General features: G+C 58.1%; 17 protein-coding genes and 1 tRNA gene. 9 read left to right on the top strand and 9 right to left on the bottom strand.

The annotated features are described in order from the left end of the window. Positions 1-6 precede the first annotated feature (6 nt). A complete protein-coding gene (gene ccoN, locus ACQZ6D_RS02570) occupies positions 7-1629 on the bottom strand; it encodes a cytochrome-c oxidase, cbb3-type subunit I (RefSeq protein WP_003515308.1) in 1623 nt (540 codons plus the stop codon). Between the two features lie 243 nt (positions 1630-1872). Further along, positions 1873-2394, bottom strand: coding sequence for a bifunctional adenosylcobinamide kinase/adenosylcobinamide-phosphate guanylyltransferase (gene cobU, locus ACQZ6D_RS02575; protein ID WP_111783047.1), 522 nt, complete (start codon positions 2392-2394; stop codon positions 1873-1875). Positions 2395-2899: 505 nt separating this feature from the next. On the opposite strand from cobU, the gene ACQZ6D_RS02580 reads away from it, so the two are divergent. Next, the gene (locus tag ACQZ6D_RS02580; RefSeq protein ID WP_013636176.1) at positions 2900-3592 is read left to right on the top strand and encodes a DUF599 domain-containing protein; all 693 of its coding nucleotides are present in this window, start codon (positions 2900-2902) and stop codon (positions 3590-3592) included. A 69-nt stretch (positions 3593-3661) separates the two neighbouring features. Next, positions 3662-4627, top strand: a complete 966-nt coding sequence (locus ACQZ6D_RS02585) for a heparan-alpha-glucosaminide N-acetyltransferase (RefSeq protein WP_003515315.1) — start codon at positions 3662-3664, stop codon at positions 4625-4627. 159 nt (positions 4628-4786) lie between these two features. Here the strand turns inward: ACQZ6D_RS02585 and ACQZ6D_RS02590 are convergent, their stop codons facing one another. Then, positions 4787-5173: a MerR family transcriptional regulator gene (locus ACQZ6D_RS02590; RefSeq protein WP_003515319.1), complete on the bottom strand. Its 387-nt coding sequence runs from the start codon at positions 5171-5173 to the stop codon at positions 4787-4789. Positions 5174-5258: 85 nt separating this feature from the next. Beyond that, positions 5259-6686 (bottom strand): magnesium transporter, encoded by a 1428-nt coding sequence (mgtE, locus tag ACQZ6D_RS02595; RefSeq protein ID WP_111783046.1) that lies wholly within the window; start codon positions 6684-6686, stop codon positions 5259-5261. Between the two features lie 370 nt (positions 6687-7056). Between mgtE and ACQZ6D_RS02600 the strand changes: the two genes are divergently transcribed. Genes ACQZ6D_RS02600 through ACQZ6D_RS02610 form a run of 3 tightly spaced genes read left to right on the top strand, consistent with a single transcriptional unit; the run spans position 7057 to position 10188 of the window. Then, entirely contained in the window at positions 7057-9360 is a 2304-nt protein-coding gene (locus ACQZ6D_RS02600) for an FdhF/YdeP family oxidoreductase (RefSeq protein WP_065702496.1), read from the top strand. A gap of 13 nt (positions 9361-9373) precedes the next feature. Then, positions 9374-9676: a hypothetical protein gene (locus ACQZ6D_RS02605; RefSeq protein ID WP_013636181.1), complete on the top strand. Its 303-nt coding sequence runs from the start codon at positions 9374-9376 to the stop codon at positions 9674-9676. Between the two features lie 17 nt (positions 9677-9693). Further along, complete coding sequence (locus tag ACQZ6D_RS02610; protein ID WP_065702495.1) at positions 9694-10188, top strand: peptide deformylase; 495 nt, start codon at positions 9694-9696, stop codon at positions 10186-10188. 3 nt (positions 10189-10191) lie between these two features. On the opposite strand, the gene ACQZ6D_RS02615 is transcribed toward ACQZ6D_RS02610, so the two are convergent. Beyond that, entirely contained in the window at positions 10192-10620 is a 429-nt protein-coding gene (locus ACQZ6D_RS02615) for an OsmC family protein (protein WP_003515329.1), read from the bottom strand. Between the two features lie 121 nt (positions 10621-10741). On the opposite strand from ACQZ6D_RS02615, the gene ACQZ6D_RS02620 reads away from it, so the two are divergent. After that, positions 10742-10909: a Thivi_2564 family membrane protein gene (locus tag ACQZ6D_RS02620; RefSeq protein WP_003502827.1), complete on the top strand. Its 168-nt coding sequence runs from the start codon at positions 10742-10744 to the stop codon at positions 10907-10909. A 77-nt stretch (positions 10910-10986) separates the two neighbouring features. Here ACQZ6D_RS02620 and ACQZ6D_RS02625 read toward each other — a convergent pair whose 3' ends face one another. Further along, a complete protein-coding gene (locus ACQZ6D_RS02625) occupies positions 10987-11412 on the bottom strand; it encodes a PAS domain-containing protein (protein WP_003515332.1) in 426 nt (141 codons plus the stop codon). 558 nt (positions 11413-11970) lie between these two features. Next, a tRNA-Leu gene (locus tag ACQZ6D_RS02630) sits at positions 11971-12055 on the bottom strand. Between the two features lie 189 nt (positions 12056-12244). Here ACQZ6D_RS02630 and lipB point away from each other — a divergent pair. The 3 genes from lipB (at position 12245) to ACQZ6D_RS02645 (ending at position 15124) form a co-directional block, all read left to right on the top strand. Then, entirely contained in the window at positions 12245-12976 is a 732-nt protein-coding gene (gene lipB / locus ACQZ6D_RS02635) for a lipoyl(octanoyl) transferase LipB (RefSeq protein WP_065702552.1), read from the top strand. 69 nt (positions 12977-13045) lie between these two features. Beyond that, entirely contained in the window at positions 13046-14113 is a 1068-nt protein-coding gene (locus ACQZ6D_RS02640; protein ID WP_003515339.1) for an NAD(P)-dependent alcohol dehydrogenase, read from the top strand. Between the two features lie 75 nt (positions 14114-14188). Then, on the top strand, positions 14189-15124 hold the full coding sequence (locus ACQZ6D_RS02645; RefSeq protein ID WP_038491061.1) for a DMT family transporter: 936 nt from the start codon (positions 14189-14191) through the stop codon (positions 15122-15124). A gap of 38 nt (positions 15125-15162) precedes the next feature. Here ACQZ6D_RS02645 and ACQZ6D_RS02650 read toward each other — a convergent pair whose 3' ends face one another. Both ACQZ6D_RS02650 and ACQZ6D_RS02655 read right to left on the bottom strand, forming a co-directional pair. Then, positions 15163-15597 carry a hypothetical protein gene (locus tag ACQZ6D_RS02650; protein WP_065702494.1) on the bottom strand — a complete coding sequence of 145 codons (435 nt, stop codon included), beginning with the start codon at positions 15595-15597 and terminating at the stop codon, positions 15163-15165. 160 nt (positions 15598-15757) lie between these two features. After that, positions 15758-16603, bottom strand: coding sequence for a phytoene/squalene synthase family protein (locus tag ACQZ6D_RS02655; protein WP_019566236.1), 846 nt, complete (start codon positions 16601-16603; stop codon positions 15758-15760). Positions 16604-16617 lie beyond the last annotated feature (14 nt).

The following is a 16617-nucleotide window of genomic DNA, read 5'->3' on the forward strand; positions in this document are numbered from 1 at the left end:
CTCTCCTTATTCAGCGGGCTGCAGCGAAGGTGCGGCGTCATTGCGGACGCCCTCCTCGCGTTGACGACCGAGGATGGTCATCGTGACGTTGTAGGCCATGATCAGCGCGCCACTGAGGAACATCAGGCCACCCAGCGCACGCATCACGTAATAGGGGAACAGCGCTGCGACCGATTCCGCGAAGGAATAGACGAGGAAGCCCTGCGTATCGTATTCGCGCCACATCAAGGCTTGCTGGATGCCGGCCACCCACATCACGGCGGCGTAGATGACAATGCCGATCGTGGCGAGCCAGAAGTGCCAGTTGACCAGTTGCAGGCTGTAGAGACGATCCCTGCCCCACAGTTTCGGCGTCAGATAATAGATGGCACCGAAGGTGATCATGCCGTTCCAGCCGAGAGCGCCGGAATGCACGTGGCCGATGGTCCAGTCGGTATAGTGACTGAGCGAGTTGACGGCCTTGATCGACATCATCGGACCCTCGAAGGTCGCCATGCCGTAGAAGGCCACCGCCATTACCATCATACGCACGATGGGATCGGTGCGGATCTTGTCCCAGGCGCCCGAAAGCGTCATCAGGCCGTTGATCATGCCGCCCCACGAGGGCATCCACAGCATGATCGAGAACACCATACCGAGCGTCTGCGCCCAGTCCGGCAACGCCGTATAGTGCAGATGGTGCGGACCGGCCCAGATATACATGAAGATCAAAGCCCAGAAGTGGATGATCGACAGGCGGTAGGAATAGACCGGGCGGTTCACCTGCTTGGGAATGAAATAATACATCATGCCGAGGAAGCCGGCGGTAAGGAAAAAGCCGACGGCGTTATGGCCGTACCACCATTGCGTCAGCGCATCCTGCACGCCCGAGAAAGCGGAGTAGCTCTTGACGCCGAGGAACGACACCGGAATGGCGAGGTTGTTGACGATATGCAGCATGGCGATCGTCACGATGAAGCTCAGATAGAACCAGTTTGCCACATAGATATGCGGCTCCTTGCGCGTCAGGATCGTGCCGAGAAATGCGAGGAGATAGGCGACCCAGACGATCGTCAGCCAGATATCGACATACCATTCCGGCTCGGCATATTCACGGCCCTGCGTGATACCAAGCAGATAGCCAGTGGCAGCCATGACGATGAAGAGGTTGTAGCCCCAGAAGACGAACCAGCCGAGATTGCCGCCGAACAGGCGTGCGCGACAGGTTCTCTGCACCACGTAAAATGACGTGGCAATCAGCGCATTTCCCCCGAAAGCGAAGATCACCGCGGAGGTGTGCAGCGGCCGCATCCGGCCGAAATTGAAATAGGGCGCGATGTTGAGATCGGGAAAGGCAAGCTGAAGCGCCACCACGACCCCGACCAGAAACCCGACCACGCCCCAGAACACGGTAGCGACGACGCCGTATTTCACGACCTCATCGAAATATTCGGATTTCAGCCGGGCGCGCGCGGCCTGATCGACAGGCGCGAAAGAAACACGGCGCAGCAGAAGCACCGTGCTGACCAGAAGCGTAAAGAACAGCACCCACATATGGGCGGCGAAAAGACTGTCGTGAGCGAAAGCAGCCCCGAGCAGCGCGAGAAAAGCCCCAAGGGCCACGATCGCGGTTTCTAACGTGTAATTCATTGTTGGTTTCCCCCAACGTGCAAGCAGACCGACGAAAGGCTTGGCGCGCGCTTTACGAAGCGGAAACGGGCCTTTGCGTCGGTTGGAGCATTGCCACCGGCGTGGGGAAGCCACCTTGATCCAGATCAAGAAAGAGAAGCTGTCGCAGCACCGGCAAAACCGAGCCGGGATTTGGCGATAAAAAGTACATAGAAACTGAAAGAACGGACGCCGACGCGCGACACCGGCTTTATAGGGCTTGCGTCAGCCCTTCATTTTCAGCGGCAGCCCGGCTGCGACGAAATAGACTTCATCGACGATGGCCGCGACGCGCTGGTGTAACCTTCCGGCGTGATCGCGAAATTCGCGCGCCATGCGGTTTTCCGGCACGATGCCAAGGCCGACCTCGTTAGAGACGAGAATCAGTTTCGCCTTGGTGGACGCGATTGCCGCTGCCAGGGTGGCGAACGCCGTCTCGATATCGGCGTTCTCCATCATAAGATTGGTGAGCCACAATGTCAGGCAGTCGATAAGGATAACATTGTCCGGCGCATCCAGCCGCGCGAGCACGGCAGCGATATCAACGGGCGCCTCGTGTGTCGTCCACTCCTCGCCGCGCCGGGCCTGATGATGGTCGATGCGATCGCGCATCTCGTCATCCCATGCCCGGCCGGTGGCCAGATAATGCAGGTGCCCGTCGGCTTTGCCCGCAAGGTCCTCGGCAAAACGGGACTTGCCGGAGCGCGCGCCGCCTAGAATGAAAACGGAGCGGTTTTTATCTGTCATGAAGAACCTGGAAGAAAAGAATAAGACGGACCGGCATCATTGCGGTGTCGCAAGCCAGAGACAGCCGTACATGAAGGGAACGATTCGTAGAAAAAGGCGTCCCCCGGTTACTCATGCCGGACTGCCGATGATACCGGGTCGGAGACGACAAAACCTGTCCGCACGATGCGGGACATTGACAGCCTTGGCAACTCCGGATGCCGGAAACACCGGTCCTGACAAAAAGCTAGGTGCGAACGGTCATTCTGTCAATCGGCGAGCGGTGTCTACGAAAAATCAAGCGGAACCGGTACGCAAAACCTTGACCCGGAACCGGCAGACCTTTCCGTCCGCGACGGGATTGATAAAGCCACTTGGTTACCGGAACGTTAGCAGAAAACGAAATGACGAAGCTGCAACGCGGCGGGAGAATGTTCGCCCATGGAGGCCGCTGCCATTGCCTTGCCATGGCCTTCAAATCAATATGGCCGCGAAGATTCGCAAACAGCAAGGTGACCTGCCCGTGATGACCGTCATGGACTATATCTCGATCGTCGTTTTTATCGTGTTATGGGCCACCTATACCCACCTCACGACGGGAACGACGCTGTTTTCGCGAACCAGCCTCAATCAGGCCATGGCGGAGCGTCGACGCGACTGGATTTACAATTCTCTCAAACGCGACTTGAAGATGATCGACACACAGATCATGGCGGGTTTGCAGAATGGTACCGCTTTTTTCGCGTCTACCTCGATCTTTGCTATCGGCGGCTGCTTTGCTCTTCTGGGGGCGACAGATCGGGTCGAAACCGTGTTTCGCGACCTGCCCTTCGTGCAGTATGCCGGGCGCACGGCCTTCGAACTGAAGGTCATGGGGCTAACCTGCCTTTTCGGCTACTCGTTTTTCAAGTTCGGCTGGTCCTACCGCCTGTTCAATTATTGCACGATCCTGTTCGGTGCCATACCCATGGTCCATGATGTCAACGCGGATCGCGACGCTGCCGAGCGTGCCGCTGAAAACGTCATAAAGATGAACATCATCGCTGCTAAGAACTTCAATGATGGGCTGCGGACGATCTTCCTGTCGATCGGTTATCTCGGCTGGTTCATCAGCCCCTATGTCTTCATCGCAAGCACGGTCATCATCATAGTGGCGCTGTTGCGCCGCCAGTTCTTCTCCGAGGCCCGCCGCGCCATCATGGACAGGCCCGGGCCTTGAAATAGCCTTACTTCACGGGCCAAGCCCTTGTGTAGACAACGGCTTCAGACAGCTGAAACAGCAGGAATTATGGAAACAGAAACAGCTGCAATCGACACCCGCCGCAAAGGCCGCATGGGCGGTCTCGATACACTGCGCGGGCTGGCGCTCATCGCCATGGCGTCTTACCACTTCACATGGAATCTGGAGTATTTCGGCTATCTGGAGCCGGGTACGGCAACCACCGGCCTGTGGAAGCTTTATGCGCGCGCCATTGCCAGCTCGTTCCTGTTCCTCGCCGGTTTCAGCCTGTTTCTCGCCCATGGCAAAGCCATAAACTGGCCGTCCTTCGGCAAGCGTTTTGCAATGGTGGCGGGCTCGGCGCTGCTCATCACCATCGCTACCTATGTCGCCTTTCCGGATAGCTTCATCTTTTTCGGAATCCTGCACAACATAGCCGCTGCAAGCCTTGTCGGGCTGCTGTTCCTGCGGGCCCCCCCGCTGGTGACGCTGCTTTTCGCGGCTCTTGCCTTTGCGCTGCCGCAATACGTCCAGTCGGATTTTTTCAACAGCAAATGGCTGGCATGGGTCGGTTTCTCCACCATGCCGCCGCGCTCGAACGATTATGTGCCGCTCTTGCCGTGGCTCGCGCCCTTTCTTGCCGGACTTGCGGTTTCGCAATTCGTCACACCGCGCAGCTGGCTGGACCGTTTTCGCAACCCAAGCTCCCCCCGCAATCTGATAGCAACAGCGGGCCGTCACAGCCTTGCCTTTTACCTCATTCATCAGCCGGCGCTGATTGGCCTCGTCTACGCGGTATCACTTGTGGCACCGCCTCCTCCTGTCGACCAGGTGGAGCTTTACAAATCGAGCTGTGAAAAAAGCTGCGTCCAGCAGGCTAACGGGCAGGAATTGTGCCAACGTTTCTGCGGCTGCACGCTTGAAAAGCTGCAAGCGGAAAGCCTGTTTGACATCATGATGGAAGGCAAGCTCAGTGCGGAGCAGCAGACGAAAGTCAGCGACGTGGCGCAACAGTGCACGGTTGAGGCGCAGTAAAGAACGACACACGCCCAATCTACGCTCGGCGTCATTCTCGGGCTTGACCCGAGTATCTATCCACGTCGCGTAAAATCAAAAGCATGACGGAGTGAGAGGTTTTCCTCTCCGCGGGAAATCCAGGGCCATCACGTCAAGCGCGACGGCGGGAAACCTGCATCAGGTCCCTACGCCGATTTCGGCAAGGCGCGTAAGGCAGGCCTCTTCGACATTGTCGAGTTCAGCCAGCGTCTCTTCGATGTCCTTGCGCTTTTGCCTGAGATCGGCGCGCTTCTCATCGACCTTCTTCATCAGAAGCACAAGCTGGCCTGATTCGCCCGGCGGCTCCTTGTAGACGTGAATGATCTCGCGAATTTCTGCGATCGTGAAACCGATACGGCGGCCGCGCAGGATTTCCTGAATGAGACGCCGATCCGCAGACCTGAAAAGCCTCGTACGCCCGCGTCGCTCAGGGTGAATGAGGCCCTCATCCTCGTAAAATCGCAAGGTGCGGGTGGAAACACCGAATTCGCGCGTCAGTTCGGTTATGCTATAATACTTGTCCAAGGGCCTATCCGATTCATAACCGGACAATTATTATTTGACCTTCACGTAAAAGTCAATTTTTCCTGCCGCTTTCGCCTGTTCTGGCCTATCCCGAAATACCGTACCACCAGGTCGCGATGCCCAGAAACGAAAAAAAGCCGACAATGTCCGTTACCGCCGTCACGAAGACAGCAGAGGAAACGGCGGGGTCTGCCCCGAACCTGTCGAGAACCAGCGGAATGAGAATGCCTGCCAGCGCCGCCGCCAGCATGTTGAGACACATGGCGGCAGCAATGATTCCACCGATATGGACATCCTGGAACCACACGCCTGCAACGATGCCGATGGCACAGCCGAACAACAACCCGTTCAGGATGCCAACGCCCGCTTCACGCCTGATAATGCGGGCAGCGTTGTGAATATCTAGGCTTTTGGTAGCCAGCGCCCGCACGGACACGGTCATGGTCTGCGATCCGGCATTGCCGCCCATCCCGGCAACCGTCGGCATCAAAATCGCCAGCGCAATGATCTGCTGGATCGTCGCATCGAAAAGGCTGATGACGGAGGCAGACAGAAAGGCGGTAAGGAGGTTGACCGCAAGCCACGGCACACGCGAGCGCGAGGTGCTGGTGATGCTGTCAGACAGTTCTTCGTCGCCCACACCGCCAAGGCGCAGCAAATCCTCTTCGGCTTCTTCCTGAATGACGTCGACCACGTCATCGATGGTGAGCACGCCAACCAGACGGCCGTTATTGTCCACCACGGCGGCGGATAGAAGGTCGTATTGTTCGAAAAGTTGCGCCGCTTCTTCCTGGTCCATTTCGGCCGGAATGGAGTGGTTGGTCTCGTGCATGATCGTTTCGATCTTCACCTGACGCTTGGCGCGCAGCACCTTGTCGAGATCGAGAGCGCCGACTAGCTTGAACGTGGGGTCGATGACGAAGATCTGCGTGAAGGAATCCGGTAACTCCTCCTCCTCACGCAAATAATCAATGGTCTGTCCCACGGTCCAGAACGGCGGCACGGCAACGAATTCCGTCTGCATGCGACGGCCGGCAGAGCTTTCCGGATAATCCAGCGCCCGCATCAGCCGCACCCGTTCGGTGAACGGGAGTTGCGAGAGGATGTCCTCGCGGTCCTCGTCGTCGAGATCCTCGAGAATGTAGACAGCGTCGTCCGAATCCAGTTCGCCGATACCGGCAGCGATCTGCTCATTCGACATCTGGTCGACGATATCGAGACGGATGCCTTCATCCACCTCGGTCAGCGCCGTCATGTCAAAATCGGAACCCAGCAACCGCACGAGCGCGTGGCGCTGCTCCGGCATGATCGACTCCAGCACGTCGCCGAGTTCAGACTCATGCAGTCGCGCCACATTCTTGCGCAGGAAAAGCAGATCGCGGTCGGCAATCGCTGCCCCCACCATCGCCAGAAAGTCGGAGCGGACAGAGCCGTCCTCGGCGTAGATATCGGAGGGTGCCTCTGTCGGTTTCGACTCTTCGGGCGCGAGAAGATCGTCGTCACGGTCTGTCATCTGGCGTCCCCTTCTTTAAATGCCGCAGTGCACGAATTTGCAGGCAGAATGGCGTTAAAAAGTATATTGTCAACAACCGGATAGGTGAAAAACAACGGGCTTCGGAACTGCGACGAAAATGGCATGGAGCGCCCTTTCGCAAGACCATGATCGAAGAGCGCAGCACTCCATGATGATGCAGCGGCAGGCAGTGCACCTCAATCCGCACAACGTCCGGAACGCCCTTGCCGTTCCGTCGGAACCGGTAAGATAGAGATTGACATATGTCGCCCATAGACGATTCTGAAAGAGCTTTTTTTATATATGATTGGCCGTTGCCAAACGGTAAGTATCCCTGGGCGGCCAGGAAAATTTCAGGAAAATCACGACAATGAGCAAGACAGATTTCATCGGCAAGGCTTCCGCCGCCGCAGGTGGCTGGGGCGCGCTTAAAAGCGTTGGCAAACGGCTGATGGAATCCGGCGCGCCGATTTCCGGCGCACGCACGCTGCTGAAGGCAAACCAGCCGGATGGATTCGATTGCCCGGGCTGTGCATGGGGCGATCCGGAGCATGGCTCTTCCTTCGAATTCTGCGAAAACGGCGTCAAGGCGGTCGCTTGGGAAGCGACGGAAGCCCGGGTGCCGCCGGATTTTTTCGCCACCCGCACCGTCTCCGAACTGCGCGGCTGGTCTGACTACGATCTGGAAAAACAGGGCCGCCTCACCCACCCGATGCGTTACGACCGGGCGAGCGACAAATATCTACCGGTCTCCTGGGACGACGCCTTTGCCGAAATCGGCGGCGTTCTCAACAGCCTCGACAGCCCGGACCGGGCGGAATTCTACACATCCGGCCGCGCCTCCAACGAGGCAGCCTTCATCTATCAATTGATGGTTCGGCTTTACGGCACGAACAATTTTCCCGACTGCTCCAACATGTGCCACGAGGCAAGCGGTGTCGGCCTGAAAGCCTCGATCGGCGTCGGCAAGGGCACGGTGCTCCTGGAAGACTTCGAGCAGGCAGACGCGATCTTCGTAATCGGCCAAAATCCCGGCACGAACCACCCGCGCATGCTGGGCGACCTGCGCCGGGCAGCGCTTCGCGGCGCGAAAATCGTCGTCCTCAATCCGATCAAGGAAAAGGGTCTGGAGCGCTTCGCCGATCCGCAGGACAAGATCGAGATGATCACCGGCGGCAACACCAAGATCGCCACGAATTATTACCAGCCCCGGCAAGGCGGCGACATGGCGGTGGTGCGCGGCATGAGCAAGGCGATCTTTGCAGCCGACGACGCCGCAAGGACTGCCGGAGAATCTGCCATCATCGATTACGACTTCATCGCCGAACATGCGGTCGAGTTCGAGGCTTATCGTGATGCCGTCGAGGCAACCAGCTGGGAAAGCATTCTCGACCAGTCCGGCCTCACCCGCGCAGAAATCGAAGAAGCCGCCTGCATCTACATGAATGCCGGCTCCGTCATCGCCACCTGGGCCATGGGCGTCACCCAGCATCGCCACTCTGTCATCATGGTTCGCGAAATCACCAACTTCATGTTGCTGCGCGGCAATATCGGCCGCCCCGGTGCCGGTCTTTGCCCGGTACGCGGCCATTCCAACGTTCAGGGTGATCGCACGGTCGGTATCGATGAAAAAGCGCCGCCGGCGCTGCTAGACGCACTGGAAAAAGAACTCGGCGTCGCCATGCCGCGCAAACCCGGCCACAACACCGTCGAAGCAGTAGCCGCCATGCTGGCTGGCGAGGCGCAAACCTTCATCGCGCTCGGCGGCAACTTCATGCGGGCAACGCCCGACAGTCCGCTGATCGTCAAGGCTTTTGAAAATCAGAAACTGACGGTCAATATCGCCACCAAGCTCAACCATTCGCATCTGGTGCCGGGCGAAATCTCCTTCGTGCTGCCCTGCCTTGGCCGAACGGAAATCGACCGTAATTCTGCGGGCAAGCCGCAGATCGTCACGGTCGAGGATTCCATGAGCATGGTGCATGGTTCCGGCGGCATCAATCCGCCTGCCTCGGAGGAACTACGCTCCGAAGTCGCCATCGTTGCCGGCATTGCGCAAGCGACCCTTGGCAATGCGCAGGTCGACTGGAAAGCGCTTGCCGAGGATTACGATCTCATCCGAGACATGATCGAGCGGGTCATCCCCTGTTTCGACAATTTCAACGAACGCGTCCGCGTGCCGCGCGGTTTTCGCCTGCGCAACACGGCCTCCGAACGGGAATGGAACACGCCGGCAAAAAAGGCCGTCTTTTATAGCGGCCCGCTTCCCGAACAGACTGAGCATCAGCAGGCGCTCACGGGCGACAATCTTTTCGTGCTGCAGACATTCCGCAGCCACGACCAATACAACACCACGATTTACGGCATGGACGACCGTTATCGCGGCGTTTATGGCGAACGCCAGGTCATCTTCATGAATCCTGCGGATATGGAGGCGCTGGGCGCCCACTCCCGCCAGCGGGTCGATGTCATCGGCGAATATGGCGATGGCGTGGAGCGGATCGCCCAAAATTTCCGGTTGGTCCCCTACAATATTCCGCGCGGCAGTGTCGGCGGATATTATCCCGAACTGAACGTGCTGGTGCCGCTGTCAAGCTATGGCGAAGGCAGCTTCACGCCAACGTCGAAATCGGTACTCGTCTCCTTCCGCCTGCTTGCCGGTTCCGCCTCTTGAACAGGATGGCTTGATGGGTGAGGAACAATCTGCAGCGGCTTTCATGGCAGCGGTGGAGCAGATCGTGCAAGGATCGTCGCAGGCGCTTTCGGCCACGTGCGCGGCGATCCTTCTTGCCATCAATATGGATATCGCCACCGACAGCCGCAGCATCGCCAATCGGCTGGGACTTGCGCATGCCCTCGTCCTGCGCGAAATCTCCGCCCTGTCACCGCGCTTTGTGCGGGTGACGAAACGCGACGCCCGCACCCAGCGCAGTTGGCTGGAGGTCACAGCGGAAGGACAGGCGCTCGCCGCGCTATCCTCTCAAACCTGAAACGAACGGAGCATTCCTTGGCAATCAGGCCGATCCTGTCCTACCCCCATGCCGGCCTTTCCGAGATTTGCGCGCCGGTCACTGTTTTTGACGACCACCTGCAAAATCTGGTCACGGACCTGATCGACACCATGCGCGCCGCCCCCGGCGTCGGCATCACCGCGGCTCACATCGGTGTAAAACAGCGCGTCTTCGTGCTTGAGCTGACGCCGGGAACCGTGTTGACATACATCAATCCCGAAATCGTCAGTCACTCCGCGCAGACCATGCGGCATGTGGAAGGCAGCGTCTCAATGCCGGGCTTCACCGAGGAGGTGGAACGTCCGTCTGAGGTCGAGGTGAGGTTTCAGGACGTAGCGGGCGTGGAACATCGAGAGAGCGCCAAGGGATTTCACGCCATCTGCATCCAGCACGAGATCGACCAGCTGGATGGTGTGTTCTGGCTGAAGCGCCTGTCGAAGCTGAAACGCGACCGGCTTGTGAAGAAATGGGAAAAATCCCGAAAGCCGTGACGATCAGCTAGCGATCGAAAGAGCAAAGTCCGCGTCGCCCTTCAAAGTGTTGCTGACGGTGCAGATATCTTCGGCCGCATGGGCAATTGCGGCGCGCGTCGCCTCATCGAAACTCCCGGCAATCTCCATCCTGATATCGAAACGGATGATGCGATAGGGCTCCTGCGCGGATTTCTCACCGGAAACGTCAACGAGCACGCTCTCGAAGCCGTCCAGCAACCCCATGCGGCTCGCCGCAATGCGGGCGCTGAGCGCCAGGCATGCCGCAAGCGACGAATAAAGGAGGTCGATCGGATTGAAGCCCGGCTCAGAGACACCCGTAACAATTTCCAGGGCGCCGCCGGTCACTGTCGAAATCAGTGGGCGACCAAGCCGCCCGACCTTGGCGGTGGCGCCAACCGGCCTTAACTTCACCTTTCCACCATCTATCATTCTAATATTCCTAATTTAATCGCGTGCAACCAATCGCATGGAACCAAAACCTGTCTGGCGCTTTTTACTCACACAACGGTGAACGACCGTTGAACCTTTATTATACAGGGAGCTGGGACCTATGGTTACATCTACGCTCGTCAGCATTCTGATCACCTTCCTGGTGATCGTGCTCGTCTTGTGGCTCATCGCACGACTGCCCGTCGGCGGCGGCGCGAAACAGATCGCGCAAGTCATCGTCATCATCATCGGCATTATTTCGCTGCTGAAATATCTCGCCGTCTTCTGATATCCCGGTAGCGTGCGAACAGAAAAAGGCGGCGAAAGCCGCCTCTTTTTTGCGCCATTTTTCATGACACTCGATAGCTATTGGCGCGGCTCGAACTGGTAGGTTTTTTTGAGAGTGATATCGCGAACGCTGCCGAGACCAAGAAACGGCGTATTTTCAGCATCGAAAATCGCCCTGCCCTTCGCCACGATCCAGCGGATGGAACCATCTGGCAGATGCACCTTGTAACGCTGGTCGAAAAACACGCCGGTAGTGATGCTTTCGAAAATTGCCCGCGCCACCTGATCGCGCATTTCCACATCTATTCTTTCGAGAATATCCTCAATCGACACACCTCGCGATGCCACCGCTTCGGAAAAGCCATGACACTCCGCAGTGACGGTGTCCATGATCAACCTATTGTCGGAAATGCTCCACATATAATAGCCGAGCGCATTGTCTGAATCCGCCTTGTCCCCCTGCACGAAAACCTCCAGACCTTTTTTTCTGACAAACGCTAACATCAGACCTCTAATATTCCACCCCTTGTTTTGAGGGGGTATTTAACCGGCTACTACAACGTGTATCGATATCCACCGAAATTTAATGGCGCCTGATCCGGATGCCGGTTTCGAAAGCACGACAATTTCAAAAAAAAGCGTCGCAAAGCCAACCGCTTGCACCTACATGACTGCAAGATGAAATGTCGAAGGATGCTCATATGCTGCGAACCGCTCTTACTTTTGGGTTGCTGTCGGCAACTGTCTTTCTAGCTGGCTGCCAGACGTGGCAAAGCCCTTATCGCGGAAACGAATGGCGGATGGACCAGGTCATGGATGGCGACCCCTACCGGGTCGGTGACGGCAATCGCGCGGGGAGACGCTAAGCCGCAAACATCTCATCCGAATGGCGGCAAGATCGATAGTCTGACGCCCTGAAATTTTACAGCCCGGGCTGCCGAGACGAAACAAGTCGAAGTCGCCCGAGGCGTATTTAATCGACGTAACTGCTTCTTCTTTTTTGGGAGGAGCAAAGCCAAACAATTGGCAGAAAAAGAAAAAACCCGCCGAAGCGGGTTTCTTTGGTGCGGTCGAGAAGACTCGAACTTCCACGGGTTGCCCCACAGCGACCTCAACGCTGCGCGTCTACCAATTCCGCCACGACCGCATCGTGGTAGGCGTCGACTTGCGCCGACGGGGGTGCATGTAGCAAAAGGATTTTGGGTGCACAAGAGCGTCGTGACAGTTTTTTGAAATTAAAAATCGGCCTGGCCCACCCTATATGCAGGAAGCCCGGAAATGCTGGGGTTGCAGCCTTCTCATCATTTTGCGAGAAGGCTGTGGAAAGGACTTTTTCATGCTCACACGCACGGATATCGAGACAAATATGCTGCCCGTTCCCGGCTCGCCGCCTGTTCGCTGGCGAATCTCGGAAGGTCTCGTGCCTTACGAACTGGCAATAGAAGAGATGGAACGCGAAGTTGCCGCCATAGCCAATGGCGTGGCCGACGAACTCGTGTGGCTTCTGGAGCACCCGCCACTCTACACGGCAGGCACCAGCGCCGATGTTGCCGACCTCATCGAGCCGGAGCGTTTTCCGGTCTTCGCCACCGGTCGCGGCGGCGAATATACCTATCACGGGCCGGGACAGCGCGTCGTTTACGTCATGCTCGACCTGAAACGCCGGCGCCAGGATGTCCGCGCCTATGTTGCCGCGCTGGAGAATGTCATCATCCGCACGCTCGACAAGATGAATGTCCATGGCGAACGGCGCGAAGACCGGGTTGGTGTCTGGGTCAGGCGTCCGGAAAAACCCCTGCTTCCCGATGGTAGCATGGCCGAGGACAAGATCGCCGCGCTCGGCATCCGGTTGCGCAAATGGGTGAGCTTTCACGGGCTGTCGATCAATGTCGATCCCGACCTCGCGCATTTTTCCGGCATCGTTCCCTGCGGCATCAGCGCCTATGGCGTGACCAGCCTTGTCGATCTTGGATTGCCGGTTATGATCGGCGATGTCGATGTTCTGCTGCGAGAAGCCTTTGAGGAGGTCTTTGGCCCGGCAGTGCCCGAAGCCGGCTCCGGCGGCTGAAACCCGCCGCAACTTTTTTATCGCCTGCCAGTGCATGCAATATCGATCACCACAAGAGGAGGAACGACAATGTTCACAACGTCAGCCTATGCCTGCGATGACGGTTCTTCGCCGATGAAGCTCGCGACCATCAAGCGTCGCGATCCCGGCCCGCGCGATGTCGAAATCGAAATCGAGTTCTGTGGCGTCTGCCACTCCGATATCCATACGGCCCGCAGCGAATGGCCGGGTTCTCTCTACCCCTGCGTCCCCGGCCACGAAATCATCGGCCGCGTCGGTCGGGTGGGCGCGCAGGTCACGAAATTCAAGGCGGGTGACCGCGTCGGCGTCGGCTGTATCGTCGACAGCTGCCGTGAATGCGCAAGCTGCGCCGAAGGGCTGGAGCAATATTGCGAAAACGGCATGACCGGCACCTATAACTCGCCTGACAAGGCCATGGGCGGCGGCGCACATACGCTTGGTGGTTATTCCGCCCATGTGGTCGTCGATGATCGCTATGTGCTGCGGATCCCCGAAGGGCTCGATCCAGCAGCCGCAGCACCCCTGCTCTGCGCCGGCATAACCACCTATTCGCCGCTGCGGCACTGGAATGCAGGTCCCGGCAAGCGTATCGGCGTCGTCGGTCTCGGTGGCCTCGGCCATATGGCAGTCAAGATCGCCAATGCCATGGGCGCTACGGTCGTGATGATCACCACCTCCCCCGGCAAGGCAGAAGACGCGAAAAAGCTCGGTGCCCATGAGGTGATCGTTTCACGCGATGCCGACCAGATGAAGAAAGCGGCTTCCAGCCTCGATCTTATCATCGACGCGGTTGCCGCCGATCACGACATCAACGCCTATCTTGCGTTGCTGAAGCGGGATGGCGCACTGGTGCAGGTCGGAGCGCCTGAGAAGCCGCTATCGGTGCACGCATTCAGCCTCATCCCCGGCCGCAAGACCTTCGCCGGCTCGATGATTGGCGGCATTCCCGAAACCCAGGAAATGCTGGATTTCTGCGCCGAAAAAGGCATCGCCGCCGAAATCGAGATGATCAATATCGATCAGATCAATGAGGCTTATGAACGCATGATAAAAAGCGATGTGCGTTATCGCTTCGTCATTGATATGAAGAGCCTGCCACGCCAGAAGGCCGCCTGACCTCGTCGAGGGGGAGCGCCCTCTGGCGCTCCTGTTTCCTCGTCAGACCTTTTGGTTGAAAGCGCAGCCCTACCCATGACCAGCCAGACCGGTTTGAACGATGTCGCCAAGGGCATGATGATCATGGCGGGCTGCATGTTCGTGCTGCCCGTCATGGATGCCATCGCCAAATACATGGCGGTGAGCGGCGGAATGTCACCGGCGCAGGTCACTTTCTACCGCTTCTTTTTCCAGCTTCTGTGCACCCTGCCCCTGCTGCTGCTGGTCTCACCCAAAGCGCTGTTCAGCGCCAGACGACCGTGGATGAACTGCCTGCGCGGCGTGCTGCATGCCAGTGCCAGCCTGATGTTCTTCGCCGCCGTCAAATACATGCCACTCGCCGATGTCTTTGCCATCTATTTCGTCGAGCCATTCATGCTGACGATGATGTCGGCCCTTTTCCTCGGCGACAGGGTCGGCTGGAAACGCTGGACAGCGATTGCGGTGGGTTTCGGCGGCGCTCTGATCGTCATTCAGCCGAGTTTTGAGATTTTCGGCTGGACATCGCTCCTGCCGGTCGCCTGCGCATTTCTCTACACGCTCTACCTGTTCCTTAACCGCGCTATCGGCGATGCCGACAGTCCGCTTGTCATGCAGACCATGTCCGGCATTGCCGGCACGGTGTTCATGGCGGCAGCCCTTCTGGCCGGCGACGCCTACGGTGACAAGGATTTCGCGATCTCGCTTCCGCAATCCGGCTTCACCCTCACCCTGCTCATCGTGTTAGGGTCGATATCCGGCTATATGCATCTCCTGATCGTCAGGGCCTTCAGGCTGGCGCCGCTGTCGCTTCTGGCACCATTCCAGTATTTCGAAATCATCTCGGCGACGGTTCTCGGTTATGCGCTGTTTTCGGATTTTCCGACGCCATCGAAATGGCTCGGCATCCTTATCATCGTTGCATCCGGCCTTTTCATCATCTGGCGCGAGCGTGTACAGACGGAAGCGAACCCGCCGCTCGACGGACAATGACACCCAGAACGCTTTCAGGCGCCCGAGGGCTGCGGTCCTTAGTCGTGATGGTCCTGCGCCTCCACAAGGCTACCGAGCAGCCACAGCGAAACCTCGGCGGCCTCTCCGGCGGATTTGAAGCGGTATGAGCCGCTATATTTCGGCGTATCGAAAAACGTAACGACGAAACCGTCACCGCTTTCCAGACTTTCGACCCTTATCCGCTCGGGATCGATCATCAGGCACACATAATGGGATCCCATATTGCGCATGAAGCCGGCCTTGTTGTCGTGCAACCGCACGAAGGCTGCGCCGCCATCCACCGTCATATGCAGGCTTCTGATCGCCTCGGTGGGAAACGCGCGGGCAAAATCCATGATCGCCTGCCCCACATCGTGGTTATTGTCCTCATCCGTTGCCCGTGTCATGCGCCAGGCATAAACAGCGAAGACCGCAAGCAGCACGAAAACGATTATCCAGACCGCCATATTCATGCGGGAAGGCTCCCTCAGCACCGAAACATCGCGATTCGCGAATCGAAACGATGCGAACCCGGCTCAAGCTCTTAAACACCGAGGCTTGCGTGAAGTGTGGCTCTTCGGCCTCGACGCGAAAATTGCTCCGATCTGTCTGCGCGATGTGCAGTTCGAGCGATCAGAAACGCTTGAGGAAAGACGCCTTTGCCAGCAGCCATTGCCGGCGAAGCTGCGACAGTTGCACTTCGCCTTCAAACACGCCCGCTCCCGCCTTTCTGGCAGCGGCGATGACCGGGCCGGACAAGGCAACGGGAAGATAGGCCGCAAAGACATTCCGGGACATCTTGGCGCGTCTCGCCTTCTCGATGTGATCAAGCGCGTGCGTTGCAAAAATCTCGATGGCGATGCCGATGCGTTGTTTGTCGTCGCCTTCTAGAAACGTCTCGCGATCAAGCCCGGCAGCTGCAAGCATATCCGCGGGAATGTAGACCTGCCCACGACGACGGTGCAGCGGCATCAGCATTAGAATGCCGGCCATGGCCTGCGCAACCCCCGCATGTCCCGCAGCTTCCGCACTTGCTGGAGTGTCTTCCGGCGAAAGCACAAGGCTCGCCAGCTGGATCAGTGCCGAGGCGGTCTCCCCCGCATAGCCTTCGAGCGCGTTACGATCCACGAACAGATCGTCATAAAGATCGAAGATGCGCGCCTCGATCATATTGGCAAGAACCGGTCGCGGCAGGCGATGTTGCTCGATCGCCAACGAAAGAGCGGCAGCAACGGGGTGAGACTGGCTGTCCCCATGCGCATTGCCATCAAGGAGATCGCGCCACCATTGCATACGAACTTCGCCAGGCAGCGCCTCGCGCACGGAATCGCGGATTCGGGCAATTTCGGCATTGAAGGCGTAAAGCGCGGCAAGCGCTGCGCGCTTGTCGGCCGGAGACAGAAGGCACGCGAGATAGCGGTCGCGATCGGTGTCGCGCAGCGTCGCGAGGCAGACGTCTAGATTCTCTGTGGGTGCCATGTTTCCCCGCGCGA

This window comes from Agrobacterium sp. 22-3639C2 (assembly GCF_053522105.1).

Coding starts and splice junctions, on each gene's coding strand:
- ACQZ6D_RS02580 (WP_013636176.1), top strand. CDS start 2,900: ATGACCGTCATGGACTATATCTCGATCGTCGTTTTTATCGTGTTATGG.
- ACQZ6D_RS02655 (WP_019566236.1), bottom strand. CDS start 16,603: ATGGCACCCACAGAGAATCTAGACGTCTGCCTCGCGACGCTGCGCGAC.
- mgtE (WP_111783046.1), bottom strand. CDS start 6,686: ATGACAGACCGTGACGACGATCTTCTCGCGCCCGAAGAGTCGAAACCG.
- ACQZ6D_RS02615 (WP_003515329.1), bottom strand. CDS start 10,620: ATGATAGATGGTGGAAAGGTGAAGTTAAGGCCGGTTGGCGCCACCGCC.
- ACQZ6D_RS02625 (WP_003515332.1), bottom strand. CDS start 11,412: ATGTTAGCGTTTGTCAGAAAAAAAGGTCTGGAGGTTTTCGTGCAGGGG.
- lipB (WP_065702552.1), top strand. CDS start 12,245: ATGCTCACACGCACGGATATCGAGACAAATATGCTGCCCGTTCCCGGC.
- ACQZ6D_RS02605 (WP_013636181.1), top strand. CDS start 9,374: ATGGGTGAGGAACAATCTGCAGCGGCTTTCATGGCAGCGGTGGAGCAG.
- ACQZ6D_RS02645 (WP_038491061.1), top strand. CDS start 14,189: ATGACCAGCCAGACCGGTTTGAACGATGTCGCCAAGGGCATGATGATC.
- ACQZ6D_RS02600 (WP_065702496.1), top strand. CDS start 7,057: ATGAGCAAGACAGATTTCATCGGCAAGGCTTCCGCCGCCGCAGGTGGC.
- ACQZ6D_RS02585 (WP_003515315.1), top strand. CDS start 3,662: ATGGAAACAGAAACAGCTGCAATCGACACCCGCCGCAAAGGCCGCATG.
- ACQZ6D_RS02620 (WP_003502827.1), top strand. CDS start 10,742: ATGGTTACATCTACGCTCGTCAGCATTCTGATCACCTTCCTGGTGATC.
- ACQZ6D_RS02650 (WP_065702494.1), bottom strand. CDS start 15,597: ATGAATATGGCGGTCTGGATAATCGTTTTCGTGCTGCTTGCGGTCTTC.
- ACQZ6D_RS02640 (WP_003515339.1), top strand. CDS start 13,046: ATGTTCACAACGTCAGCCTATGCCTGCGATGACGGTTCTTCGCCGATG.
- cobU (WP_111783047.1), bottom strand. CDS start 2,394: ATGACAGATAAAAACCGCTCCGTTTTCATTCTAGGCGGCGCGCGCTCC.
- ccoN (WP_003515308.1), bottom strand. CDS start 1,629: ATGAATTACACGTTAGAAACCGCGATCGTGGCCCTTGGGGCTTTTCTC.